Origin of the sequence: Cytobacillus depressus (assembly GCF_008923245.1) — a bacterium.
In the GTDB taxonomy this organism is placed as follows: Bacteria; Bacillota; Bacilli; order Bacillales; family Cytobacillaceae; genus Cytobacillus; species Cytobacillus depressus.
Genome location: NZ_WBOS01000004.1, coordinates 45,738 through 71,046 on the forward strand (window position 1 = coordinate 45,738; position 25,309 = coordinate 71,046).

General features: G+C 38.8%; 23 protein-coding genes and 1 riboswitch. Of the genes, 16 read left to right on the top strand and 7 right to left on the bottom strand.

Features of this window, described 5'->3' with window-relative positions; all coding sequences use genetic code 11:
* Positions 1-133: 133 nt before the first annotated feature.
* From F7731_RS11015 to F7731_RS11045, 7 genes are all read left to right on the top strand, one after another.
* Entirely contained in the window at positions 134-481 is a 348-nt protein-coding gene (locus F7731_RS11015) for a lmo0954 family membrane protein (protein ID WP_151534843.1), read from the top strand.
* Positions 482-502: 21 nt separating this feature from the next.
* Complete coding sequence (locus tag F7731_RS11020) at positions 503-1,150, top strand: PspA/IM30 family protein (protein WP_151534844.1); 648 nt, start codon at positions 503-505, stop codon at positions 1,148-1,150.
* 83 nt (positions 1,151-1,233) lie between these two features.
* Entirely contained in the window at positions 1,234-1,968 is a 735-nt protein-coding gene (liaF, locus tag F7731_RS11025) for a cell wall-active antibiotics response protein LiaF (protein ID WP_151534845.1), read from the top strand.
* Positions 1,965-3,011, top strand: a complete 1,047-nt coding sequence (locus F7731_RS11030; protein WP_151534846.1) for a sensor histidine kinase — start codon at positions 1,965-1,967, stop codon at positions 3,009-3,011. Before liaF ends, F7731_RS11030 begins: the two co-directional genes overlap by 4 nt.
* A complete protein-coding gene (locus F7731_RS11035; protein ID WP_151534847.1) occupies positions 3,004-3,636 on the top strand; it encodes a response regulator transcription factor in 633 nt (210 codons plus the stop codon). Before F7731_RS11030 ends, F7731_RS11035 begins: the two co-directional genes overlap by 8 nt.
* Before the next feature lie 204 nt (positions 3,637-3,840).
* Positions 3,841-5,115, top strand: coding sequence for an L-cysteine desulfidase family protein (locus F7731_RS11040; protein WP_151534848.1), 1,275 nt, complete (start codon positions 3,841-3,843; stop codon positions 5,113-5,115).
* A 199-nt stretch (positions 5,116-5,314) separates the two neighbouring features.
* The gene (locus F7731_RS11045) at positions 5,315-6,646 is read left to right on the top strand and encodes a polysaccharide biosynthesis protein (protein WP_151534849.1); all 1,332 of its coding nucleotides are present in this window, start codon (positions 5,315-5,317) and stop codon (positions 6,644-6,646) included.
* A 77-nt stretch (positions 6,647-6,723) separates the two neighbouring features.
* Here F7731_RS11045 and F7731_RS11050 read toward each other — a convergent pair whose 3' ends face one another.
* Positions 6,724-7,227: an acyl-CoA thioesterase gene (locus tag F7731_RS11050; protein ID WP_151534850.1), complete on the bottom strand. Its 504-nt coding sequence runs from the start codon at positions 7,225-7,227 to the stop codon at positions 6,724-6,726.
* A 448-nt stretch (positions 7,228-7,675) separates the two neighbouring features.
* On the opposite strand from F7731_RS11050, the gene ggt reads away from it, so the two are divergent.
* Positions 7,676-9,445, top strand: coding sequence for a gamma-glutamyltransferase (ggt, locus tag F7731_RS11055; RefSeq protein ID WP_151534851.1), 1,770 nt, complete (start codon positions 7,676-7,678; stop codon positions 9,443-9,445).
* Positions 9,446-9,519: 74 nt separating this feature from the next.
* Here the strand turns inward: ggt and F7731_RS11060 are convergent, their stop codons facing one another.
* The gene (locus F7731_RS11060) at positions 9,520-10,017 is read right to left on the bottom strand and encodes a GNAT family N-acetyltransferase (protein ID WP_151534852.1); all 498 of its coding nucleotides are present in this window, start codon (positions 10,015-10,017) and stop codon (positions 9,520-9,522) included.
* Positions 10,018-10,153: 136 nt separating this feature from the next.
* Here F7731_RS11060 and cls point away from each other — a divergent pair, with 136 nt between their 5' ends.
* From cls to F7731_RS11080, 4 genes are all read left to right on the top strand, one after another.
* A complete protein-coding gene (cls, locus tag F7731_RS11065) occupies positions 10,154-11,665 on the top strand; it encodes a cardiolipin synthase (RefSeq protein WP_151534853.1) in 1,512 nt (503 codons plus the stop codon).
* A 103-nt stretch (positions 11,666-11,768) separates the two neighbouring features.
* Entirely contained in the window at positions 11,769-13,160 is a 1,392-nt protein-coding gene (locus F7731_RS11070) for a TldD/PmbA family protein (protein ID WP_151534854.1), read from the top strand.
* 2 nt (positions 13,161-13,162) lie between these two features.
* Positions 13,163-14,521, top strand: a complete 1,359-nt coding sequence (locus F7731_RS11075) for a TldD/PmbA family protein (protein WP_151534855.1) — start codon at positions 13,163-13,165, stop codon at positions 14,519-14,521.
* Between the two features lie 68 nt (positions 14,522-14,589).
* Entirely contained in the window at positions 14,590-15,126 is a 537-nt protein-coding gene (locus tag F7731_RS11080; protein ID WP_151534856.1) for a GNAT family N-acetyltransferase, read from the top strand.
* A 58-nt stretch (positions 15,127-15,184) separates the two neighbouring features.
* Here the strand turns inward: F7731_RS11080 and F7731_RS11085 are convergent, their stop codons facing one another.
* Both F7731_RS11085 and mscL read right to left on the bottom strand, forming a co-directional pair.
* On the bottom strand, positions 15,185-15,826 hold the full coding sequence (locus F7731_RS11085) for a Bax inhibitor-1/YccA family protein (RefSeq protein ID WP_151534857.1): 642 nt from the start codon (positions 15,824-15,826) through the stop codon (positions 15,185-15,187).
* 71 nt (positions 15,827-15,897) lie between these two features.
* Entirely contained in the window at positions 15,898-16,275 is a 378-nt protein-coding gene (mscL, locus tag F7731_RS11090) for a large-conductance mechanosensitive channel protein MscL (RefSeq protein WP_151534858.1), read from the bottom strand.
* Positions 16,276-16,429: 154 nt separating this feature from the next.
* Positions 16,430-16,475: riboswitch (PreQ1 riboswitch) on the top strand.
* A 95-nt stretch (positions 16,476-16,570) separates the two neighbouring features.
* On the opposite strand from mscL, the gene queF reads away from it, so the two are divergent.
* The 4 genes from queF to F7731_RS11110 all read left to right on the top strand — a co-directional run bounded on the left by queF (position 16,571) and on the right by F7731_RS11110 (position 20,302).
* On the top strand, positions 16,571-17,068 hold the full coding sequence (gene queF, locus F7731_RS11095; RefSeq protein WP_151534859.1) for a preQ(1) synthase: 498 nt from the start codon (positions 16,571-16,573) through the stop codon (positions 17,066-17,068).
* A gap of 149 nt (positions 17,069-17,217) precedes the next feature.
* Positions 17,218-17,511: a YhdT family protein gene (locus tag F7731_RS11100; RefSeq protein ID WP_151534860.1), complete on the top strand. Its 294-nt coding sequence runs from the start codon at positions 17,218-17,220 to the stop codon at positions 17,509-17,511.
* Entirely contained in the window at positions 17,508-18,950 is a 1,443-nt protein-coding gene (gene panF / locus F7731_RS11105) for a sodium/pantothenate symporter (protein ID WP_151534861.1), read from the top strand. The genes F7731_RS11100 and panF overlap by 4 nt, the downstream gene beginning before the upstream one ends.
* Positions 18,951-19,144: 194 nt before the next feature.
* A complete protein-coding gene (locus F7731_RS11110) occupies positions 19,145-20,302 on the top strand; it encodes a hypothetical protein (protein WP_151534862.1) in 1,158 nt (385 codons plus the stop codon).
* 286 nt (positions 20,303-20,588) lie between these two features.
* Here F7731_RS11110 and F7731_RS11115 read toward each other — a convergent pair whose 3' ends face one another.
* The 3 genes from F7731_RS11115 to F7731_RS11125 all read right to left on the bottom strand — a co-directional run bounded on the left by F7731_RS11115 (position 20,589) and on the right by F7731_RS11125 (position 25,002).
* Positions 20,589-21,821, bottom strand: coding sequence for an aminopeptidase (locus F7731_RS11115; protein WP_151534863.1), 1,233 nt, complete (start codon positions 21,819-21,821; stop codon positions 20,589-20,591).
* A 76-nt stretch (positions 21,822-21,897) separates the two neighbouring features.
* On the bottom strand, positions 21,898-23,178 hold the full coding sequence (locus F7731_RS11120; RefSeq protein WP_151534864.1) for an MDR family MFS transporter: 1,281 nt from the start codon (positions 23,176-23,178) through the stop codon (positions 21,898-21,900).
* Between the two features lie 114 nt (positions 23,179-23,292).
* Positions 23,293-25,002, bottom strand: coding sequence for a sigma-54 interaction domain-containing protein (locus F7731_RS11125; protein WP_151534865.1), 1,710 nt, complete (start codon positions 25,000-25,002; stop codon positions 23,293-23,295).
* Between the last annotated feature and the right edge of the window lie 307 nt (positions 25,003-25,309).

The following is a 25,309-nucleotide window of genomic DNA, read 5'->3' on the forward strand; positions in this document are numbered from 1 at the left end:
TAAATTTGGAACCTTTCTCTAACTTCCGACTATCCACTGCTCGGTCTCAGGTCTTAGATGAAAATAAAGCTCTGGCTCGTTATGAGAAGCCGGAAATATAGGTAAGATGGAATCAAGAAAGGAGGAAACGAACATGAAAAAATTCGGTTTATTAATAGCAGGGGGCATTGCGGCGATCGTTTTATTGTCAAATCTAGGACCATTACTAGCATTAGGATTAAGTATCGTTCTTCTGTACTTTGTGTTTAAACAATTTTTAAAAACGGACTCACTACTTATGAAGATTGGCTGGGGTTTCATTGGGTTTATCGCCTTAATGGCATCGGCTTCTAACTTACCAGCCATTATTGGTATCGTAGCTGCATATGTCCTTTACCTTGTGTATAAAAAATGGAATCAAACAAAAACAGAAGTGAAAGTTGAAGAAAATGACCCATTCACTAATTTTGAAAAGCAATGGGCTGAATTTAAGAAAAACTAATCATTAAAGGAGAGAGGAAAAATGACAAACCTATTTACGCGTATTAAAAACACAGTATTAGCTGATCTCAATGAAGTGCTTGATCAAAAGGAGAAAAAAAATCCAATTGTTCTTTTGAATCAATATTTACGGGACTGTGAGAAAGAAACAGAAAAGGTACGGAAGCTGCTCGAACGCCAATATATGTTAAAGGAAGAGTTCAGTAGAGAATATCGCCAAGCTGAGGAGTTAGCAGCAAAGAGAAAACGCCAAGCGGAAATTGCTTCACAAGCGGGGGAGAATGAATTATTCTTATTTGCTACAGAGGAGCAAGTACAATTTGAGGGACGTGTAGCACGTTTAAAGGAGGCCCTTCATTCTGCAAACGAGCAGCTTGCTGAATTGGAAAGAAAGTATGAAGAAATGAAGCATAAGCTGAAGGATATGCATATTCGCCGGATGGAAGTAATGGGTCGCGAAAATGTAACACGGGCTCAAGTGAAAATAAATCAAGTGCTTGATCAGCAAAATGCTGCCAATCACTCCGGCTCACGCTTTCAGGAAATTGAATCGTATTTAGACCGATTAGAGAATCAAGTAAACAACTCATATTATCGCAGCACCATTGATGCACGCATCGTACAACTAGAAAAAGATATGAAAAAATCAGAAACCCATTCTATTTCATAAGAAAAACATGGTATTCTAAAAAGGCGTAGGACAACTGCGCCTTTTAGAAGTTTAAAATAAGGAGGGAGGAGGCCCTAAGACCAATGATAAATAGAGTAAAAAGCGAATATGTAAGCTGGATTTTGATAATAGGTATTGTTGTTCTTTTTTTAGAATTTTCTTTTTTTAACAGAGGGTTGATCTTCTCCCTCCTAGTTGAAGTGGGCATGATCTATATCGGGAGAAAATGGATGCCTCGTAAATCAGGAAAACTTCTATTCTGGCTTGGAATTATCTTTTTAATTATAAGTATTTTTAGTATGATCACTTTGAAGTTTTTACTGTTAGCGATTCTTATTCATTTCTTAATTCAATACATCCAGACGAAGCGAAATCCTGCTCATATTAAACCTGTCATCGTAGAGTCAAATCCTAAAATGGAAAAGGAAACTGTGGTTCGAAGCAGTCCGCTTTTTCTTAACCAATTATTTGGACAGCAAAAAACACCCGATCATGTGTATGAGTGGAGCGATATTAATATTCAGACAGGCATCGGGGATACCGTTATTGATTTGAGTTACACCGTTCTGCCAAAAGGGGAAACGGTGATTAATATAAGAAATCTTCTCGGGAATATTCAAATCCTTGTCCCGTATGATATAGAGATTAGTGTGAATCATTCTGTTTTAGCTGGCTCTGTTGAAATTTTGGGCAGTCAGGAGTCTAAAGTATTTAATCAAAATTTGCATATTCAAACGCCGGGATTTCATCAAGCTGAACAGCGTATAAAAATCATAACCTCTATCCCTGTAGGTGATTTAGAGGTGAAGCGCGTATGAGTATTGTTCAGCGTCAAGTTATTATAGGTGTTGCGGTGTCCGTCTTAATCTGTGGCTTTTTTATTCTTTCCTTTCTTTTTCGCTTTCCGCTTGTCGATTGGAAAGAGCTTTGGGATACACATGTGATGGATATTCCTTATGTTATTTTTGTGCCAAGTGTCAGCATTTTTATAGGGATTTTGTTCGGATTATTTTCGGGAATTCATTGGAAACGCCAAATTCAAACAGTCGATCATTGGCTATACCAAATTGAGGAGGGGCGTCATATAGATGCAAGGGAGTTAAGTGCATCACCTGATCTCCACTCGATTGTGAACAGAATTGGGAAAATTCAAAAGCAAATTGCCGAACAAGCTAAATTATCTCAGAAGCTTGCGACAGAAAAAGCGAAGGATATGGAAAGCCGTGTGCAGGAAGTAATCTCCCAAGAAAGAAATCGTTTAGCGCGGGAACTGCACGATTCTGTTAGTCAGCAGCTATTTGCTGCCTCAATGCTCATGTCGGCGATTAATGAAGCAAAGCCGCAGACGAGTGAAAGGGAAACGAAGCAATTAAAAATGGTAGAAGAAATGATTCACCAATCCCAGCTTGAAATGAGAGCACTTCTACTTCATTTAAGACCGGCTGCGTTAAAGGGCAAGTCCCTCCAAGAAGGAATGAAAGAATTGCTCATCGAATTATCCCAAAAGGTAACGATGGAGATAAAATGGAAAATAGAAGACTTCCCTCTCGATAAAGGAATCGAGGATCATTTATTCCGCATTCTTCAAGAATCTGTTTCAAACACCCTCCGTCATGCGAAATCGTCGATGCTCGAAATTGTCCTCATTCAAAGGGATGAGTTTGTGATTTTACGAGTAATTGATGATGGGGTTGGCTTTGATGTTGAGGAAGCAAAAGCAGGCTCCTATGGACTACAAAATATGCATGAAAGAGCGGTTGAAGTCGGCGGATCCCTTAAAATTATTAGTTTGAAAAACAGCGGAACACGTCTTGAAGTAAAGATTCCTATTATGAAGCAAGAGGGTGTAGGTAATGATTAGAGTATTATTTGTAGATGATCATGAAATGGTGAGAATTGGAGTTTCCTCCTATTTGTCAGCCCAGCCGGATATTGAGGTTGTTGGTGAAGCTGACAATGGAAAAACTGCGATTCAACTGGCATTAGATTTAAGACCAGATATTATTTTAATGGATTTAGTTATGAAGGAAATGGACGGGATTGAAGCAACTAGGAATATTATTGAACAATGGCCGGAAGCGAAAATTATTATCGTTACGAGCTTCCTAGATGACGAGAAGGTCTATCCTGCTCTTGAAGCGGGGGCTACAAGCTATATGCTGAAAACATCGAAAGCAAGTGAAATAGCCGATGCCGTTCGTTCAACCTATCAAGGGCAATCCGTCCTCGAGCCTGAAGTAACGGGAAAAATGATGGTTAAAATGCGACAGAAAAATCAGCAGCTTCCCCACGAGGAATTGACAAGCAGGGAAATGGAAATTCTTCTTCTCATGACAGAAGGAAAAACAAATCAGGAAATTGCTGATGAGCTCTTTATCGCCTTAAAAACCGTCAAAACCCATGTCAGCAACATTCTAAGCAAACTCCAAGTCCAAGACCGAACACAAGCAGTCATCTACGCATTTAAACACTCACTCACCAAGTAGGTGTCAGACACCCTCTGTGGATCTTTGGTTATTTTTTCTTTCTGGTGTGGACATTCCTATCTTTCATCCTCCTACATTTATTGTGGGAATAGTTGGACCGTCTGTTAATAGTTTTTTTGACATCTATGAAAGAGTTACAATTTTTCCACAAATGTTATGTTAAAATTCATTTAAGAGATTTTGATCAGAGTAGGTGGGAGATAGATGGGTAAGGATAAAGTATTATCGATATTAGAAAGAGAACTGGTAGTGGCGCTTGGCTGTACGGAGCCGGTAGCCATTGCCTTAGCCGGAGCGACAGCAAAGAGCTATGTGCAAGGTGACATTCAAGAAATTATTGTAAAGGCGAGCGGCAATATTATTAAAAATGCCAAGTCGGTCGGGATCCCTGGGATGTCGGGAAAAGGACTGGAATTTTCGGCAGCGCTCGGGGCTGTTGCAGGGGATCCTGATAAAAAGTTAGAATTGCTCGAAGGGTTAACGAAAGAAGACGAGCTTGCCGCTTTTCAACTGATTGAAGAGGGAAAGGTAAAGGCTGGTCAAACGGATTCACCCAAAAGGCTATATATTGAAGTCATTGTCCGAACAGATCAGCAAACATCGAGAGTCGTTATTTCAGATAATCATAGCAATATTACGTTAATTGAAGTAGACGGAAAGGCAGTTTTCCTTGGAGGCTGTGAAAATATCGGCATTCAAACAGATGAGGAAGAGCTCGAAAGTCTGACGATAGATGAGATCTATGATTGGGTTCTACAGGCGGATTTGGAAGATTTGGCCCTCGTTAAAAGAAGCATTGAATTAAACCGAGTAATTGGAAAAGAAGGGCTATCTGGCAATTATGGTTTAAATGTAGGAAAAACCATTAAAGAAAATGTAAAAAAGGGCATTCTGTCTGATGATTTAGCAACAGCCGCCATGTCACTTGCGGCAGCTGGATCAGATGCAAGAATGGCAGGATCGACATTACCGGTTATGGCGAATACTGGGAGCGGAAATCAAGGAATTGCTGTTACACTACCAGTTGTAGCCGCAGCGGAAAAGCTTCAAGTATCAGAGGAAAAAATGATTCGTGCAGTCGCATTAAGCCATTTAGTTACGATTCACATTAAATCAAAATTCGGCCGTCTATCAGCCCTATGCGGGGTAACGGCGGCAGGAATGGGCGCGAGCTCTGCTATTGTTTATTTATTGGATGGAAATCTCCAGCAAGTGAAGGCAGCGGTACAAAATACAATCGGGAACGTATCCGGGATGATTTGCGATGGAGCGAAGGCAGGCTGTGCCATGAAGGTATCTACTTGTTCGAATGTAGCTGTCCAATCCGCATTATTAGCGCTTAATCATCAAGAAATACAATCAACAGACGGCTTTATTCACGATGATGTAGAAAAAAGCATCGAAAGCTTCTGCAAGCTTGGCAATGAAGGAACGCGTCAAACAGATGAACTGATATTAAAATTAATGATGGAAAAATAAATGATCATTTTCGAGAAGAAGGTCTGTGCAAATTGCGCGGCCTTCTTTTTTATTTTTAGGCCTAATCGCGCGAATTACAAAATCTTTTGCATACCAGCCAACTTAAATAATATTCCCAAGACTTGTCTCATATCTTATACAGAATACGATTACTGCATTTTAATTAATTTCATTAGGCAGATGTATAAGGAGAGGCTAAATGAATAAATTTTTCAAAGGAACATTGTTGTTAGCGGTCGCGGCATTTGCAGGGGAATGCATCGAATTTCTCGTAAATATGGTATTAGCACGAGAATTGGGAGAAAGGGGACTTGGTCTGTACATGTCCATTCTTCCAACGATTTTTTTAATCGTTTTGCTGGCAAGCTTTGAGCTGCCCATTTCCATATCAAAGTTTATTGCTGAAAAAGATAAGAAATACCATTATAGTATGCTCAATCATGTGATTAAATGGACGATCATTTTTACGATGATCCTAGTCCCGCTGACAATTGTTATTATTCCTTTTATTTCTGTTTTTGATCAATATCATCCATATTTAAGGTGGGTGGTGATTGCCTTAATTCCGATCGTTTCGTTTTCCTCGATTACAAGAGGCTTTTTTATGGGAAAGCAGCAGATGGGGAAAATTGCTGTTTATAACTTTTCGAGAAGGCTTTTTCAACTTTTACTATTGGTTTTTTTGTATCAATTATTTCAATTTGACACGAAGACAGCGGTCTTAATTGCTTTTTGTACCTTTATTGGAAGTGAAATTATCGTCTTCTTTTATTTGCTTCATATGTTTATCCTGCAGTTTCATCAAGTGAAGAGAGCTCCGCGCGAAAAATTGGGAGGTAAGTCTGTTTGGAGGAGCTTGATGGCTGTATCCATTCCAACTACCGCTTTGAGGGTGTTTCATGCCTTGACACATGCGGTGGAGCCTTTTCTTATTAAGGCTGCTTTATTACGGGCTGGTGTAAGTGGAATGGTGGCAACAGAGCATTTTGGCATGCTAGCTGGAATTGCCATGACGATCGGGTTCTTTCCGGCATTTATTGCCCATTCCTTTCTGATCATGCTGATCCCAACCGTTTCCGAGGCGTATGCAGAAAAAAATAATGACAAGCTCCAACAAATTCTTCAACAAGTATTTGTCATCACTTGCTTATACGGCATTCCAGCTGTCACTTTCTTTTACTTTTTTGCTGAGCCGATTACGCGAATCTTTTTCCACTCTTCAGATGCCGCCATCTACGTGCAAATGCTGTGGCCATTTTTCCTACTGCATTATTTTATTATCCCAATGCAGGCCTATTTAATTGGTTTAGGGCTAATGAAAGAGACTTTCTACCATTTCGTTTGGTCAACCATCGTGTCTTTCTCCATTATGTTCGTGCTCGGATCCATGCATATATTTCAAATGGATGGCATCATCATGGGCATGAATGCAGGAGCAGTGATCTTATTCCTACTGCACTATTTAACGATTTGTAAAAAGATTGGTGTTAGCATTCTGCTTTCGCCAGTTAGAGGGAGTTCCCTTCAGTAGAGAATAAATATGTATAACGATAAAACAGCGCTCGGAAAATGGAGCGCTGTTTTTATCTTATATATACTTAAGAGCCCCTATTTACCCTCATAACTCTTCACTCGCTCTTCACTAGCCTTTTTCCGTTTTTTTCGTATTTCTGCACGTTCCTTTGCTGAGTCATATAAGCTCATTTCCTCATCTGTTTCTGGAATGACGGCTGGAACAGGAGTAGGTTTACCATCTTTATCGATAGCAACCATTGTTAAGAAGGACATGGCACACACATTTCTTTCTCCGCTTAATAAATCTTCAGCAATCACCTTAACAAATACTTCCATGGACGATCTTCCTGTGTAAGTAACAAATGCCTCTAGGCAGACTGCATCACCTTGTTGGATAGGATGCAGGAAATCAACTGAATCTGTAGAAGCGGTTACAATATTTTTTCTAGCATGACGCATAGCGGAGATTGCAGCCGCATCATCTATGTATGCCATTAATTTTCCCCCGAATAAAGTTCCATGAGCATTCGTATCTGGCGGCAAAACCATACTTGTTTTCATCACATATGATTCTTTGCATTTTTTTTGTTCTTGCATAATGTCCTCCTAAATAACACATCTGTTCTATCAAGATTCATCATAACAAAAAAAATTAAAACTGTGAAAATTTCACTTAGGAATACCTTTTTGGTCTCTAATAAGATTACTCTAATGATTAGTCCATATTTAATTATTATACCTATTTTGTTTCGCAATTATTGTAAACTGAAAGAAATTTGAAATGTAGCTTTTGGGAACAATCTACTCAAAAGGCTGTATGAACAAGATATTGGATAAACCTTAAACAATTTGAAGCCAGGAAAATTGTAAATAGACTATACAAAAGGTATATTTTTACATTCTTGTTGATCCCTTATTCATTACTTTCGAATTAATCATTGTAGGAGTTATTAATCAAATTTTAGTTTTTGAAGATTTAATTTTCTGATTTTTCCACTTATTTGATAATATAGATTTGAGGCTAATCATATTGAGGAGGGAAATGATGGAAAGATTGTGTAAAGCTAGTTTATCAGTTTTTTTTAGTGTTCTCTTAATTGTTGGAGCATTGCCTTTCAATGTTCAAGCAAAAGAGAAAAAGATTGACTACGGCCAATATAGTCAGGTCGCTGTTGGAACGGATGGGATGGTAGCAACTGCACACCCTTTAGCATCAGAAATTGGGGCTGATATTCTTGAACAAGGAGGAAATGCAATTGATGCTGCAGTAGCGATCCAATTTGCACTAAATGTAGTCGAACCAATGATGTCAGGCATTGGCGGCGGCGGCTTTATGATGGTGTATGATGGCAAAACAAAAGAAACAACGATTATTAATAGCCGTGAAAGAGCCCCACAAGGTGCCACTCCTGATATGTTCCTAGATAAAGCCGGCAAACCAATTCCCTTTGCCGAACGTTCGACTGGCGGTACGGCTGTTGGAGTACCGGGAACGTTAAAAGGACTAGAAAAAGCATTGGAAAAATGGGGAACGCGCCCGATTCAGGATCTAATTAACCCATCGATTAAACTTGCTGATAAAGGTTTTCCAATTGATTCAGTACTTGCTGAAGCTATTCATGACAATAAGGAAATGCTAGCACGTACAGCAGCAAAAGACGTTTTTCTTCCAAAGGGAAAGCTTTTAAATGAAGGAGATATTCTAGTTCAAAAAGATTTAGCTAAAACATTTAAGCTTATTCGTTCAAATGGAGCGGAAGCTCTTTATAAGGGTCCAGTTGCCAAGGCATTAGCTGATACTGTCCATAAATTCGGCGGGTCCATGACTGTAGAAGATTTGAAGAAATATCAAGTTACGATTGATAAGCCAATTTGGGGTGATTATCAAGGTTACCAAATAGCTAGTATGCCTCCCCCAAGTTCAGGCGGAGTATTTCTCCTGCAAATGCTAAAAGTTTTAGATGATTTTAACCTCTCACAATATGATGTGAAGTCTTGGCAGAAATATCATCTGCTAGCAGAGACGATGCATCTTGCCTATGCAGACCGTGCTGCATACGCGGGAGATCCGGAATTTGTTAATGTTCCATTAAAGGGATTGCTGCATCCAGATTATATTAAAGAGCGCCAGCAGCTAATTAGTCTTAATCAAGTAAATCCGAAGCCAACAGCAGGAAACCCGTGGAATTATGAATCTACTGTTGCAAATTACGAACAGAAAAATCAGCCAAATGACCGTAAATATGGGGAAACAACTCATTTTTCAGTAACAGATAAGTGGGGGAATGTGGTCTCGTATACGACCACGATTGAACAGCTATTTGGTACCGGAATCATGGTTCCAGGGTATGGAATTATATTGAATAATGAGTTAACCGATTTCGACGCAGTTCCTGGCGGTGCAAATGAAGTGCAGCCGAATAAACGGCCTTTAAGCAGCATGACCCCTACTATTGCATTTAAGGATGGGAAACCAGTATTAACTGTCGGCTCTCCAGGCGGTCCGACCATCATCACCTCAGTATTACAAACGATTATTCATGCGATTGAGTATGATATGGAGCTAAAAGCGGCTGTAGAGGAGCCAAGGATTTATACAAATAACCTAAGCTCCTACCGTTTTGAATCAGGACTATCAAAAGATGTCATCAATCATTTAAATAATATGGGACATAGATTTGGGTCTGAGCCAGTCACGATTGGCAATGTACAAAGCATCTATATTGATCATAAAAATGGTACGTTTAAAGGTGTAGCTGATTCCAGCCGAAATGGAGCTGCGATCGGGATTAATAAAAAAGGAAAGAAAAAATAATCGAATCAAATATACATCAAGTAATGAAAACCAGGTCTTGTGCCTGGTTTTCTGTCATTAATTTTATAGATGTTTTATAGATGTAAAACCATATGCTTTTCATCAAAATACGTTTCCCCGACTTTTAAAGCCTTTTTATCTTCTCCGTACACCTCAAATCCGAATGAAGAATAGAGCCTTATGGCTGGAATATTCGTTGCTTCCACTGATAAATAAATTTGTTCAATCCCGTTTAATTCTTTAGCCTTATCAATAGCTGCTGTCATCAACATACGGCCAATGCTTTTTTTTCGATAATCGGGAGAGACATACATGGCAACGATATTTGCACGATGCTTTAGCTTCAATTTCATTTCTCTAAGCAATGTTACGGACCCAATTAATGTTTCATTATCAAAAGCGCCAAATGTGAAAGATTCCTCTGATTGAAATCTTTCACCATACATTTTAGCAGGCCGGTCTTTTTCCTCCTCATAACTTGAAGCGAATGCTGCAGGGTGATTCTGTAAAGCCGTTAATCTCATTTCTAAATAGGCTTCTGCATCATTAGAGTTTAATAATCTTATATTCATTTTATCACCTCGAATATTTAATTTAGTCTAGTTTACTATAATTCCGAAGTTTTTCCATATTAATTTTGGGTATATTAGGAAAGAATAGATATACGAATATTTGCCTTTACAATATATATTGCATGGAGACTACAAGATGAGGAAGCGCCGTATTGAGTTTTTAATTGCTTTTATCCTGATTATTTCCTTCTATTTAATCCTATTCACTCAATTACCTTTGGAAATAAAGGCCGTGATTTTCCTTTTATACACTGCAACACTGATGATTAGCATCTATTCCTTAATGCTTGAAAACCGTTCTCCTCAGCACACCCTATTATGGATATATGTTCTCGTGTTTTTTCCGGTATTTGGGTACCTGTTTTACTTATTTTCCGGACAGCTTTATTTAAAGGGATATCTTTTTAAAAGTAAGCGCAAAAGGGATCGGGATGAATGGAAGAAGCTTTTGCAGCAGGAATCCCTCCCTGATTTTTCATTTCTACAAGATACTCAGCATTCCTTTATAAAATTCGCCAGTATTGCTTCTCCCACTCCGATAAGTACAGAATCGCGGGCTATTATTTTAAAAAATGGAGAAGAAACTTTTTCTGAAATTAAGAAAGGGTTAATGGAAGCGAAAAGCTTTATTCATATGGAATATTATATTTATCGGTCTGACCGCCTTGGCAAGGAAATTTTTAGCATCCTTATTGAAAAAGCCAAAAACGGTGTGGAAGTTCTATTTATGGTTGACGCGGTGGGGAGCAGGAAAATGGCTATCGAAGATATACAAGCAATGAAAAATGCAGGTATACAGGTTCAGTCGTTCTCTCCATTGAAGTACGGCTTTTTTAATCAGAAAATTAATTTCCGCAACCACCGAAAAATTATAGTCATCGATGGAAAGGTCGGATTTGTCGGCGGTTTGAATGTTGGGGTCGAGTATTTAGGTGAGGATGAAACAATTGGATTTTGGCGGGATACGCATATGCTCGTAAAAGGGGAGGCTGTTTATTCGCTTCATACTGTTTTTTTACTTGATTGGGAATATGTGAGCGGTGGAAAAGTGCTGCAAAAATATTCGTCCTTTCAATCAGATATTGATGAAGATGTCCTTGATGGGGCCGTTCAAGTTGTTGCAAGCGGACCGGATACACAGCAAGGGCTGATGAGTGATTTTTATTTTTCGATGATTGCGTCCGCAACGAAATCGATTTGGATTGCAAGTCCTTATTTTGTTCCAGATGAAGCGATTCGGACTGCTCTTAGAGTTGCTGCTGCGAAAGGAATAGAAGTGAGGATCATGGTTCCGGAAATCAATGATGGGTTTTTAACCCAGTACGCAAGCCGATCCTATTTTCCCGAGCTGCTTCGGTATGGGGCTGAAATATATGCTTATAAAAAAGGATTTCTGCATCAAAAAATTATAATCGTTGACGGAAATCTCGCTTCACTTGGTACGGCTAATATGGATATGCGCAGTTTTCACTTAAATTTCGAGGTGAATGTTTTTCTATACGGGACAAGTACAATCCGAGATCTAGTGGCCCATTACGAAGAGGACATGGAGCACAGCGAAAAAATCAGCCCTGTTCAATACTACAAAAGAGGTTTTATTGAAAGATCAAAGGAATCTTTTGCCCGGCTGTTCTCAGGGGTTTTATGATGGAACCCCTGAGGGAAATCCAATAGTAGTAAAAATAGGATAAACTTAGTATAATATAGTTGTTTGATGTTTCTGAATAATCAGTTTCATGAGGAGGGATAATATGCTATCAACGTCTGTGATTGAAGATGTTTTAACGGCCGCGCTCGAGACGGGTGGTGATTTCTCAGAAGTATTTGTAGAGGATCGCTATACAAGCAACTTGTTATTGCAAGGCGGGACGATTGAAAACAGTTTATCGGGGAGAGACTTTGGCATTGGCATCCGCGTTTTTAAAGGTTTACAAAGTGTATATACGTATACAACAGATGCATCGAAAGAAGGCTTGTTGAAGGCAGCAAGACATGCCGCTCATGCTATTTCCGGAGAGAAGATTATTCAGCCTCAACCACTTAATAAAGAAATGATTACATGTGCTCATCCCATTGCCATGAAACCAAGAGATATAGAGAAATTTCGTAAAGCTGATGTAATGAGAAAGGCTTATGAGATAGCAAAAGCCTATCATTCTAGCATTCAACAGGTAATGGTTCGTTATATGGACGAAGAGCAAAATGTCCTGATTGCAAATAGCGAAGGGAAATTTATCGAGGATAAGAGGGTAAGGAGCAGATTAGCCATTCAATCGATCGCTTCTGACGGCAATCAAATCCAGCCAGGCTTTTACGGGCCAGGTGCTCATAAAGGGTTTGAGTTTTTCGAGAATTTAAATCTTGAACACTATGCGGGTGAAGCTTCACGGATTGCTGTAACGATGCTTAGTGCTGAACCATGCCCAAGCGGGAAGTTTCCAATTATTATTGATAATGAATTCGGTGGGGTTATTTTTCATGAGGCTTGTGGACATGGACTTGAGGCAACAGCCGTCGCCAAAAATAACTCTGTTTTTGCTAATCGGATAGGTGAGAGGGTTGCCCCAGAAATCGTTACATATATTGATGATGGAACACTCGAAAATGAGTGGGGTTCTCTGACAATCGATGATGAAGGAGAAAAAACACGTAAAAATGTTCTGATTGAAAATGGTATTTTGAAAGGTTACTTGATTGATAAATTCAATAGCCGCAGAATGGGCATGGAGTCTACAGGTTCTGGGCGAAGAGAATCTTATCGATTTGCACCAACCTCAAGAATGACGAACACTTTTATTGCGGAAGGAAAGTCAACTCCTGAAGAGATTATCGCCAATACAGAGTATGGGATTTATGCAAAATATATGGGTGGAGGCTCGGTGAATCCAGCTACTGGCGACTATAATTTTGCGGTGATGGAAGCTTATTTAGTCAAGGATGGCAAGCTAGGTACGCCGCTTAAAGGAGCAACATTGATTGGAAATGGATCAGAAACTTTACAGCTCGTCGACATGGTTGGAAATAATGTCGCACACGGTCAAGGAATGTGTGGTTCATTGAGCGGTAGCATTCCAGCCAATGTTGGCCAGCCAATGATTCGAGTTAGTGAAATAACGGTTGGCGGAAGTAAGGAGGCTGAATAAACATGAGAATCCATGAATTTCAGGAAAAGCTTTTTATTCTTGGAGAGCAGCACGGCTTTATGGATTTGGAGCTTCATTATGAAAAGGAAGAGAAATTCAAGTGCAGCTTATTTAAAGGAGAAATTGATTCTTACGTCAGCTCCGAAATAGCCGGTGTTTCTTTTCGAGGGGTTATAAATGGGAAAATGGGCAGTGCCTATACGGAGAGATTGGATGAGGATTCAATCGAATTTCTCATTGAGAATGCAAAAGAAAATGCTGAATTGAATGAAGATCCGATTCAAACAGATTTATTTAAAGGTAGTAACACCTATCCTGAAGAATGCTTTTATTCGAACGAATTGGCTAAAGTCACCATACCGGAAAAAATTGCACTTTTAAAGGAAATTGAAAGTTGTATTTATGCGTATGATGAAAGGGTCACGGGAACAAATTATTTTACCCTTGAAAGTGGAGAAACAGAGCGCGCGATTATTAATAGCAAAGGACTCTCCCTTCAGGAAAGGCAGAACCATATTGGAATCATTATATCTGTTGTTGTTAAGCAAGGAGAAGAAATAAAAACGGGTTTATATATTAATGTGTCAAGGGATTTCTCTTCCTTCGTTTCTGAACAAATTGCCAAGCAAGCTGTAGAGGAAGCACTCTCCCAGCTAAATGCCCGTTCAGTTGAAAGTAAACGTTATCCGGTCATATTGCGTAACCAAGCGGCAGGAAGCTTACTTCAAACCTTTTCACCTATTTTCTCTGCTGAAAGTGTCCAAAAAGGCAGGTCCCTTCTTAAAGATAAGGAAGGTGAAACGATTGCTGTTCCATTCCTTCACATTGAAGATGATCCATTTTTAGAAAATGGGCTATTTAGTAAAACCTTTGATAGTGAAGGAGTAGCCACAACAAAAAAGGCAATTGTAAAAGATGGGAAACTCGTTACATTCCTTCATAATCGGAAAACAGCTGAAGAAGCAAAGGTGAAATCAACTGGAAATGCCTATAAATCTTCTTATAAAGGATCATTGAACGTTTCACCAACTAATTTTTATATCGTCCCTACTGATAAAAGTTTTGATGAGTTAATCTCATCAGTCGAAGAAGGAATCATCGTAACTAATTTGGAAGGTTTGCATTCTGGTGCTGATTCCGTTTCGGGTAATTTTTCATTAGCAGCGAAAGGTTATTTTGTAAAGAATGGAAAAGTCCAATATGCTGTTAAGCAAATGACCATAGCCGGCAATTTCTTTGAACTACTGAATAACATTGAACAAATCGGTTCTGATTTAGACTTTTCATTCTCGTTTGTCGCACCTGGATATATTGGTTCACCATCACTTTTAGTAAAGGAATTGGCTGTCACAGTAGAATAACAGATCAGGATGATAGGGTAATATTGCAAAAGTTCTCAATTTAAAGTTTTGGAAAAAGGTGTGTATAAATGGAGATTTTAGACGGAGATCGCATCATTTTACGTTCTCTTTCGCTAGATGATGCAGAAATGATTGAACGTTATGCCAGTGACTATGAATTGGCAAAAACGACTTTAAATATTCCCCACCCCTATCCGAAGGGCTCTGCGAAGGCGTTCGTCGCGAATGTTTTAGAAGAGGAAACGGAAGGAAGAAATGTCACATTTGCCATTGTCGGTAAAGAAGATCATAACTTAATTGGCCTTATTGGATTGCGTCCTGTTAAGGCGTATCGCCGCGGTGAGCTGGGCTATTGGATTGGCAAGCCGTTTTGGGGGAATGGCTATGGAACTGAAGCGGCAAAACTAGTTATTAAATATGGGTTTGAAGCATTAAACTTAAATCGCATTTATGCGGCCGCTTTTACAAGTAACCCTGGTTCATGGAGAATAATGGAAAAGTGCGGGATGAAGCATGAAGGCATATTCCGTCATCACGTAATTAAAGAAGGAAAGCCTCTCGATTTAACGTATTATAGTATTTTAAAAGAGGAATATTTTGGCTGAATAGTAAAAATCCCTCATCATAGGCGTTGTGCCTTTGATGAGGGATTTGTTTGTTACACTAGTCTCTGCTTCCAAGTATTCCAAAAATACGCAGGATACTTATGAACAAGTTAATAAAATCAAGATAGAGATTTAAAGCCATTAATGGCACTTCCTCAGCTGTAACACCGTAATGCTTCATACGGTTAAAATCAAATAAAACATATCCACTGAATACAAGTACACCAATAAAAGAGAAGGCAAGCATCCCTGTTGAACTTAGCGGCCAAAAAATGTTAAAGATTGAAATGGCAATGAGTGCAAATAGTGCAGCCATCAGCATTCCACCCAAGAAGGTTAAATCACGCTTTGTAGTTGTCGCATAAATCGCTAGCCCTGTAAAAACGGTGGTTGTAGTTGCAAGTGCGAGCAATACAGGGTTCGGACCGATCGTTGCAAGATAATGCGAAATGATCGGATAAGTGGTCACTCCAGAAATAAATGTGAAAGCAAACAGGAATGAATAGGACATCGCCTTTTTTCTGCGAATTAGAAATGCAAATAAGAGCATGCCAATTTCAAGAATAACGAGCGGCATAAACATAGCGGGAGGAACGAACACACCTGCCATTGTGCCGATAAAGGCAATCCCAAGAGAAATAGCAAATGTTCTTAAAACGGCGGCTAAATGACTGTGGTTTGCTGTTTGTTGTACATACATATTTTTTCACCTCATTGTGAGTCTTCTTATTTAAACTATACGTTTGTCCTGAAAAAGAGTTTCAAAAAAATTTATTTTTCTTTTAAAAGGTCACGAATTTCAGTTAGAAGAACTTCCTTTTTATCTACTTCAGCTGCTGCACGCTGCGGTTCTTCCTGCTTTTTAAAGCGTTTATTAATGATTTTCACAAAAATGTAAATCGAAAAAGCAATGATGACGAAGTCCAAAATCGTTTGAGCGAAAGCTCCAATTTTCACCTCGGCAGTGCCCACTGTGATGACGAGCTGTTTTGTTAAATCGACTCCGCCGACGAGAAGCCCAACGAGCGGCATAATAATATCCTCGACAAGGGAAGAGACAATTTTGCCGAAAGCAGCTCCTATAATAACCCCAACGGCGAGGTCTAAAACATTTCCTTTTAATGCGAACTTTTTAAATTCATTCAGCATAGTTTGAAAAAACACCTTTCTTACAAAATTAACGTCTATTATACTATGGAGCTCAATCAAAATGCTAGGTCATATAGACTTAAAAATGATGCCATTGACAGCCATTCGTATTTTCCTTATAGTAACTATGACAATTAAATGAATTCCTGTATATACGGGAGAGGTTCATAGCAGCACCCTCTATAAAAAACTATGGCTTTGATTGCAAATGTCAACCATATCCTATAGAGAGGATATGGTTTTTTTATGCAGAGCCTCTTCAATAGATTCGGGATCATTATGGGAGGTTTTTTTCGTGACTGGAAGAAAGAACGAGGAATTAACAGACTTAACGCTATTAGGTAATCAAGGGACGAAATATTTATTTGATTACGATCCAACGATATTGGAATCATTCGATAATAAGCACCCAAATCGGGATTACTTTGTGAAATTTAACTGCCCTGAGTTTACAAGTCTTTGCCCGATTACTGGCCAGCCAGATTTTGCAACAATTTATATTAGCTATATTCCTGATCAAAAGATGGTAGAAAGTAAGTCTTTAAAGCTGTATTTATTCAGCTTCAGGAATCATGGAGATTTTCACGAGGATTGCATGAATATTATCATGAATGATTTAATTAAATTAATGGATCCACGCTATATCGAAGTTTGGGGGAAATTCACACCACGAGGCGGTATTTCGATCGATCCTTATTGCAACTATGGAAAGCCAGGCACAAAATATGAAAAAATGGCTGACTACCGATTGATGAATCATGACTTATATCCTGAAACAGTAGATAATCGTTAATTGCTATCTATTTGTTCAACTGAAAAATACTCATTGAAAAAAGCAGAGAAAATCTGCTTTTTTTATTGAACAAATATACTTTCAATGGGAAAATTAGTAACAATGCAAGAATTATAAACTACATAGATAGGTAAAATAAGGAGGACAAAATGGACAAACATACCCATAAAAAAGATCCTCGGTTTAAAATAGCGGAAAAGGAAGCATGGATCGGAATTGGACTCGTTCTATTTAATTTTGTATGGTGGTTTGGATTTGCCTATGGAATGGGCTCTGGTCCAGTTGAAAAATACAAGTACATATTAGGTTTGCCAGCATGGTTTTTCTATAGCTGTGTGGCCGGGTTTATCATTATGATCGTACTTGTAATCATTGTTGTAAAGTTTTTCTTTAAGGATGTTTCGTTTGATGAGGAAACAGAAGGGGGGACATCTGCGGAATGAGCTGGCAAGTATTTACCCCATTAATTACTTTTTTGGTTCTGATTTTTGTTATCGGATTTTGGGCAAGTAAACAAGTGAATACATCTAATTCTTTTCTACAGGAATATTTTCTTGGAGGAAGGGAGTTTGGCGGATTTATTTTAGCCATGACGATGATAGCTACGTATGGAAGTGCAAGCAGCTTTATTGGTGGACCGGGGATTGCCTATACACAGGGGCTAGGGTGGGTACTGCTCGCCATGTCACAAGTTGTTACAGGCTATTTTGTCCTAATGGTTCTTGGGAAGAAGTTTGCGATCACGGCAAGAAGATACAATACAGTCACATTAACCGATTTTTTAAAAGAGCGTTATAAGAGTAAATGGGTTGTATTTCTATCTTCATTTAGTATTATTGTGTTTCTTTTTTCATCAATGGCTGCCCAATGGGTTGGTGGTGCAAGGCTGATTGAATCGCTGACAGGGCTTAGCTATCTCTCTGCTTTATTTATTTTTGCGGTTTCTGTTCTTGTCTATGTGGTTGTCGGCGGCTTTCGTGCTGTTGCTTTAACGGACGCTGTTCAAGGTACGATCATGTTTATTGGGACGCTCATTCTTCTGATTGGTGTAATTATTGCAGGGGGAGGAATTCCGAATATTATTAAAGATCTCGCAGCTGAAAACCCCAATTTAATTAGTCCGTTCGGTTTCGACAGAGGACTGTCTCCTAGTTATGTATCGTCTTTTTGGATTTTAGTTGGTGTCGGTGTTGTTGGTCTTCCGCAAATAACAGTACGTGCGATGTCCTATAACACTTCAAAGGCAATGCATCGGGCGATCATCATAGGTACAGTGGTTGTTGGGTTTATCATGCTGGGCATGCATTTAATTGGTGTTTTTGCTCGGCCCGTTCTTCCGGGGATTGACATTGGTGACAAGGTAATGCCTCTCATTGCTCTTAAGGTGTTGCCGCCATGGCTTGCTGGTGTTGTATTAGCAGCCCCAATGGCAGCCATTATGTCGACAGTAAATGCCTTATTGATTCTTATCAGCTCAGCTGTTGTAAAAGATGTGTATATTAATTATATCAAGCCAAGTGCTGATGAAGACACAATTAAGAAAATGAGCTTTGGTGTGACGGCTATTTTAGGTATCCTTGTGTTTTTGATGGCTCTGAGCCCTCCTGATCTCATTATTTGGCTCAATTTATTTTCCTTCGGCGGTTTGGAAGCTGCCTTTATTTGGCCTGTCGTTCTCGGATTATATTGGGAGAGAGGCAATAAATATGGTGCCATTTCCTCCATGCTGGTGGGGATAGGGTCTTATATTATTTTTCATATGTACTTTCCGAACCTCTTTGGAATACATACCGTAGTTCTTCCGGTTCTATTATCATTCATATCATTTATATCGGTTAGTTTATTGACAAACAACTATTCTTTAGAAAAAGTAAATATATAAGCATGAATATATAGGAGCAATAGCCTGATTAGGTATATTGCTCTTTTTTCTTTGCTTTTTATTTGAAAAATGGGTATATTGGGAGATTTGTAGAATCGCTGATGATTTGTTACACTCTTAACATACAAAATGAAGTTGAAATGTACGTCATGAAAAATTAATAAAATGATGCTTTAACTAACAGGGAGAAATGAATGAAAAATATTTTTTATATAATATCTTTAATTATATTATCGGGCACTTTATCTGCATGTTCAAATGAAACGATTGCTGCTAATGAAGAAGAGAAAACAAATAAACGCACTTCTTCATCTGAAATCATGGCAATATCTGAAACAAAAGAAATTAAAAATACCGATTTGCTTAAAGAAAAATCGCTTTACCAGTTTGAAGCAAGCGAAGGAACAAACGAATACATAGTGTTCGTCTATGCAGAGGATGAGCAAAGTTTGCTGCGGGAAGAAATTGGCCAGGGAGGGAAAAATCCTCTATATAAAGGGCACTACTCGATTTATTTGGCTGAAAAGGATTCTGCAGTGGCATATAAACAAGGTGAAGTGGGATCAGGCGGCCCATTCGTTTTTAATCAATCATCACATCAAGCCTATGCGATTAATTTAGGAAAGAATACAATTATTGCTATTCTTGAATCTGGAGAGCATGGAAATTCAAAGCCGTTTTTATATTCAATTAAAGATGGTGAACTAAGGGAAGTTTATACAGAAGGAAAATTTGCTGGAATTTTTGGAACGGAAATCAAAAACATTAACCATAAATACTTGCAAACCGCTCATTTGCAGGAAAATAACATATGGAAATTTATTACTTGGGAGTTTGATGAGGAAACGTTAGTGCTTAAGCTGAAGGATGAGACTGAATTAAATGCGGAAGAGGATAATAAAGGGGAGTACTGGTATAATCGTTGGCAAGAGAATAGTGAGTTTTATTTCCCGTTTCTTAATCTAGAATTAAGCAGTGATGTAGTTGAAAAGGCAAAACAAGGAATTCCATTAGGCAGTCCTTATCCAATTGGGACAAATATAGCAAATATCAAAAAATCAGAGCCGAATTATATGGAAGATGCCTTCTTAGAAGAACCGCCATATTTAATGTACCCTGATATTACTTATTATTATGACAAAATAACTGGAACGGTAACTGCTGTCTCCATCCCAGGCGAACGGGTTAAAACAACATTAGACAAGATCAAGGAATTATTCGGCAAGCCTGATCAAGAGGAGAGGGATGGTCATGGCGAAATGAAAGCAATTTATAATGCCGATAAATATGTAGTTGAGATTTTGTCTAAAGAGACTGGCGAAGTAGAGGATATTTATTTGCGGAAAAAGTAATGAATTATTTTGGCTGCCGACAAAGTCGACAGCCTTTCCCTGTTTGCGTCCAGCTCCAGCGCCTACCCCCGACGTACAGGACGTACTAGTGTCGACAATGCGACAGGACGTCGCGTCTTTGTCGACCTCGAGGTCGCAAGCCAATCCTGAAAGGTAGAGCTCACCTTTCCGAGAGGCTCGTCTTGTGCTTGTCTGACTTGCACAGGATGTGCTGACATCGACGTTCGCCACAGGACGTGGCGGTTTTTAGTCGATGTTCCTTTGCAAGGCGCTTCCGCATTTGTTCTTAAAACGCCCAATCTCCATTACGGAAGACAGGTTCTATTTTTCCATCTGTAGTAATTCCATCAATGTCCATGTCAGCAGAGCCAATCATGAAATCAACATGAGTGAGACTATCATTGAGACCATGCTCTTCTAATTCTTCACCTGACATTTCCTTGCCGCCTTCAAGGCAGAATGCGTATGCCTTCCCAATGGCAAGATGATTGGATGCATTCTCATCAAATAATGTGTTATAGAAAAGCAGGTTCGATTGAGAAATTGGCGAATTGAATGGAACAAGTGCCACTTCTCCAAGGAAGTGAGAACCTTCGTCTGTTTCTACTAGCTTTTTAAGAATTTCTTCGCCTTCCTCAGCCTTGACACTAACAATTCGGCCATTTTCGAAGGTGATTGTGAACTGATCAATAATATTGCCGCCGTAGCTTAATGGCTTCGAGCTAGAGACTGTTCCATTTACTCCTGTTTTTAACGGAGCTGTGAACACTTCCTCGGTTGGCATATTGGCCATGAATTCATGTCCTTTTTCATTTATGCTTCCCGCTCCAACCCATAAATGCTTTTCATGAAGTTCGATCGTTAAATCAGTACCAGCTGCCTTGTAATGAAGCTTTTTATATCGTTTGCTGTTTAAGTAGTCCACCTTCTCATGCAGGGATTCATCATGCTTTTTCCATGCTTCAACAGGATTTTCTAAGTCAGAGCGCGTGGCTTTGAAAATGGCATTCCAAAGTAATGGAACTCTTTCTTCTGCTGGTGCGTCAGGGAACACCATATTCGCCCATGCAGGAGATGGAGCGGCAATGACAGTCCAGCTAACTTTATCAGCCATCATCATCTTTCTGAAATCTGTAAGCGCTTTACCAGCAGCCTTTTGAAAATTAGTAATGCGCTCCGTGTTCACACCTTTCAGCAAATCTGGGCTTGCGGAAACGATGGACATGAAAGCAGCGCCATTCTTTGCTAATTCTTCTTGTTCCTTTGCACGAAACGATGGGTATTCGTGGAACGCTTCATCAGGGGCCAATTCGTATTTCGTTCTAGATACAACATCGTCATTCCAATTAACAACTACATTATGGGCACCAGCCTCATATGCCTTCTTAACAATGAGACGAACCAATTCAGCGGCATCAAGGGAAGTATTAATGGCAAGTGTTTGTCCTTTTTGAATATTAACGCCAACCTTAACAGCCAGCTCCGCATATTTCTCTAAATTTTTTTGAAAGTCACTCATTATGTAATCTCCTTTTTCTAAATCTTCACGATTATTGTATCTTTTTTGGCAGGAAAAAGAAACTAAAAAAGGAATCTTAAGCAGATCCCTTTTTTGCAGTTATTGTATTTGGTTTTTCTGAAATAGCAAACATCATCCAATACAGAATAGCGCTAACGATAGCAAGAACGGCAAGAATCAAGAATGTCCAATCATAGCCAATCCAAACCGTTAATGGAATCGAAAAGGGAGCAATGGTTTTGCCAATCGTAAAGCGTAGGCTTGCCGCAGCAAAATATTGTCCGCGCATATGCTCTGGAGCAATTTTTGAAACAAAGCTTTGCTGAACACCGGCAGTCATGAGCTCACCTAAAGTAAAGACTGCCATAGCTATGATTAATCCCCAGATCCAAGTCGTTTGCCCAAACATGAAAATGGCAGCTGCATATGTGAGGGAAGAAATGACAAAAATATTTCTTTCCTTATATCGAATCATAAACTTTGTAACGACAACTGTGAATAAAGCAACGAGAAAGCCGTTTTCTGACAGAAGAATGCCAAAGGCTTGTTCACCACTAATTGTAAAAATCCAATCTCCGATTTTTAGCAGTTGCTGATTGTGTATGAAATCACTCGTATAAATAGGAATTAATAGATCTAGCTGCATGAATGTTTGTGCTGCCAATACGCCAGCGATGATAAATAGAAGAAACGTTTTATCTTTAAAAATAATGCTATAATCATTCATCTGTTTGAGCAAAAATGAATACCATTTATTATTTTCTTGAAAGACAGGAGTCTGCTCTGGAACGGTCTCTCTCGTCATTTTTGCTAGAATTCCAGCTAGAATTATACAGATTACTCCGGCAATCAAAAGAAGCTGAGAGCGGTAATTTGTGTAAAAAATCGCTCCTAATACGGGGCCAATGACAACTGCAATATTAATAGATGTATAGAAAATGGCGAATACATGGCTGCGATGTTTTTCTTCGACGACATCTGCAACCATTGCCTGACTAGCCGGCCAATAAAAAGAGCTGAAAATACCAACAAAGGCAAAACAAATAAAACCAAGCCACGGGGAGTTCAACCAAGGAGAATCAGCAAGGGCAAATAGTAGAAAACTAATCCCTTGGCCAAAAGCAGACAGCACCATCATGGTCTTACGTCCAAAACGATCAGCACAATAGCCGCCCATTAAATTAGCTATGACTGAAAACACTTGAGAAAAAATTAGCAATAAACCAGCCTTACCCTTTCCGAACTCACTAGCAAAATAAATCGTTAAAAAGGGGAAAAACATCCAAAAGGTGATATTGATGGCCGCTTCTCCGAATAAACGTACCTTAAGATTCGAATCCCAATCTCTAATTCTCATGCTGCATCCCTAATTTCTGTTAGATTAACTTGATAATATTACCATTACTCGGTAGAGAGCACAAGATGAAAAAACAAGCACCCGCCGCAAAATTTTAGCGAATGCTTGTTAACTTTAGCTAGGCTTTTCAATCCCATATTTCTTAATATGGTATTGAAGACTCTGGCGGGTAATCCCGAGCTGTCTTGCCGCCTTAGATATATTCCAGTCTGTTTGCTCTAATGTTGTTTGAATAAAATGCTCTTTCGAATTGGCAAAAATCGATTTAATCGGCTTCTTCTCTAGATCTTTCATTTCTTTTGATTTATTTTTCGTATGGGAAAATATTTTTCTTCTAATATAGGTAGGGAGGTGATCGACTTCAATGGCTTCGTCTGTTTCAGTCACACGGATAATGATATTCTCTATTAAATGTTCAAGCTCTCTTGTATTTCCTGGCCAATGGTATTGGAGAAGAGTGGTATGTAATGACTTGGATAAATTTGGAACCACTTTATTGAATTTTTCCTGAAAGGATTCTAAAAAATATTCGATAAAGAAATGAATATCTTCAGTCCGCTCCCTCAAAGGAGGAATGAACAGACTCGTACGAGCAATACGGTAAAATAAATCCAACCGCATATTCCCTTCTGTAATCAGCTTTTCAGGATCCTCGTTTGAAGCACTTATGACTGTACATTGTACGGGTGTCACATCGTTTGATCCGACTCGTCTAACAAGACGCTCTTGTAAAACGCGCATCAGTTTCGATTGCAGTGTCATTGGCATCGAGTTGATTTCATCTAAAAACAGAGTGCCATCTTTTGCATGTTCAAATAATCCAATTTGATTAGTCGCACCGGTGAATGCACCTTTTACAGTTCCAAATAAAGTGCTCTCTAACAAGTTTTCTGGAATGGCTGCACAGTTAATGGCAATAAATGGGCTATTGGCTCTCGGACTATGATTATGTATACTTTGTGCAAACAGCTCTTTCCCAGTGCCGGTTTCCCCGACTATTAAAACATCGGTGTTATGAATGGCAATATTTTGTGCTTCTTTAATTAAATTTTTCAATGCAAGGCTGTTACCCTTAATATTTTCAAATGTATACGTAGTACCATTTTTCGTCTCTTGATCATTCTTTTCCGTAGTGGAGATCCTTCTCTTTTGTTCAATCGTTTGATAAAGCATGTCTTTCAGTCTATTTTCATTTGTGCTAACAGAGTAAACGGCGATTGTTTCGCCATCCTTTTGAATCGGAAAAGTGCTGTAATTTACATACTTTGGCACCCCTTTTATCGTAGAGTGGGCTCGGTACCGCGAAAAAATGGGCTTGCCTGTTTTAAAGGTGTGTTTGTGCTCGGAGTTTTGTGGATTATAATTATAGACTGACCAGAGGTGCTTGCCGATAATCTCATTCCTATTTAATCCTTCCATTTTTTCTTGAGCTAAATTGTATAAAATGATTTCCCCATCTTGGTTACTCATCATTATCCCTTCACCGAGGGATTCGATAATTTTTTCTAAGCAATATAAGCGCATTTGCGGATTTTTTAACAAGTCAGAAATATCCTCAATACAAAGAATAATATAAGGTTGATCGGCTGAAAACAACTTAACCTTAACGGAATACTTCCTTTGATTCAGTGAAATTGTAAAAGATTCATCATCAATAAATCGAACATCTTCACAAGGAATAAACTTCGAAATATGTGTGCCTGCTTCCACTTCAAATGTACTAATTTCACTAAGATCCTGCCAAATAACTTCGTAAGACTCATTGAGTATAACGACTCCATCTGCCTGACCTTTCAGTAATGAACCAAGTGATGCTGCAAACAAATCTTTCCCTCCTGACTTAAAAACAGATGTTATTTTGAATATAACATTAATTGATAATTTTTAAAATAGTCTGCATGCAGTATTTATCTGCATTCATGTTATTTGAATGGGATGACTATTGATAGTCTTATGATTCGAAGTCTTATTAAAAGGTGCAAAATCTGTCTGCGTTACCGATCGGAAAATTATTTTAAAAAGTGATCATTCCATTTACCAAAACGTGATTTTAATTGCCGTAAAGCTTGATCTTACACGTTTTTTATTTTGTTTTTAGTGGAATTTCCATGATTCAATTAAACTTGGCACA

Excerpts from the sequence above, each read along its gene's own strand:
- F7731_RS11015 (WP_151534843.1), top strand. The coding sequence starts at position 134 with ATGAAAAAATTCGGTTTATTAATAGCAGGGGGCATTGCGGCGATCGTT.
- F7731_RS11020 (WP_151534844.1), top strand. The coding sequence starts at position 503 with ATGACAAACCTATTTACGCGTATTAAAAACACAGTATTAGCTGATCTC.
- liaF (WP_151534845.1), top strand. The coding sequence starts at position 1,234 with ATGATAAATAGAGTAAAAAGCGAATATGTAAGCTGGATTTTGATAATA.
- F7731_RS11030 (WP_151534846.1), top strand. The coding sequence starts at position 1,965 with ATGAGTATTGTTCAGCGTCAAGTTATTATAGGTGTTGCGGTGTCCGTC.
- F7731_RS11035 (WP_151534847.1), top strand. The coding sequence starts at position 3,004 with ATGATTAGAGTATTATTTGTAGATGATCATGAAATGGTGAGAATTGGA.
- F7731_RS11040 (WP_151534848.1), top strand. The coding sequence starts at position 3,841 with ATGGGTAAGGATAAAGTATTATCGATATTAGAAAGAGAACTGGTAGTG.
- F7731_RS11045 (WP_151534849.1), top strand. The coding sequence starts at position 5,315 with ATGAATAAATTTTTCAAAGGAACATTGTTGTTAGCGGTCGCGGCATTT.
- F7731_RS11050 (WP_151534850.1), bottom strand. The coding sequence starts at position 7,227 with ATGCAAGAACAAAAAAAATGCAAAGAATCATATGTGATGAAAACAAGT.
- ggt (WP_151534851.1), top strand. The coding sequence starts at position 7,676 with ATGGAAAGATTGTGTAAAGCTAGTTTATCAGTTTTTTTTAGTGTTCTC.
- F7731_RS11060 (WP_151534852.1), bottom strand. The coding sequence starts at position 10,017 with ATGAATATAAGATTATTAAACTCTAATGATGCAGAAGCCTATTTAGAA.
- cls (WP_151534853.1), top strand. The coding sequence starts at position 10,154 with ATGAGGAAGCGCCGTATTGAGTTTTTAATTGCTTTTATCCTGATTATT.
- F7731_RS11070 (WP_151534854.1), top strand. The coding sequence starts at position 11,769 with ATGCTATCAACGTCTGTGATTGAAGATGTTTTAACGGCCGCGCTCGAG.
- F7731_RS11075 (WP_151534855.1), top strand. The coding sequence starts at position 13,163 with ATGAGAATCCATGAATTTCAGGAAAAGCTTTTTATTCTTGGAGAGCAG.
- F7731_RS11080 (WP_151534856.1), top strand. The coding sequence starts at position 14,590 with ATGGAGATTTTAGACGGAGATCGCATCATTTTACGTTCTCTTTCGCTA.
- F7731_RS11085 (WP_151534857.1), bottom strand. The coding sequence starts at position 15,826 with ATGTATGTACAACAAACAGCAAACCACAGTCATTTAGCCGCCGTTTTA.
- mscL (WP_151534858.1), bottom strand. The coding sequence starts at position 16,275 with ATGCTGAATGAATTTAAAAAGTTCGCATTAAAAGGAAATGTTTTAGAC.
- F7731_RS11100 (WP_151534860.1), top strand. The coding sequence starts at position 17,218 with ATGGACAAACATACCCATAAAAAAGATCCTCGGTTTAAAATAGCGGAA.
- panF (WP_151534861.1), top strand. The coding sequence starts at position 17,508 with ATGAGCTGGCAAGTATTTACCCCATTAATTACTTTTTTGGTTCTGATT.
- F7731_RS11110 (WP_151534862.1), top strand. The coding sequence starts at position 19,145 with ATGAAAAATATTTTTTATATAATATCTTTAATTATATTATCGGGCACT.
- F7731_RS11115 (WP_151534863.1), bottom strand. The coding sequence starts at position 21,821 with ATGAGTGACTTTCAAAAAAATTTAGAGAAATATGCGGAGCTGGCTGTT.
- F7731_RS11120 (WP_151534864.1), bottom strand. The coding sequence starts at position 23,178 with ATGAGAATTAGAGATTGGGATTCGAATCTTAAGGTACGTTTATTCGGA.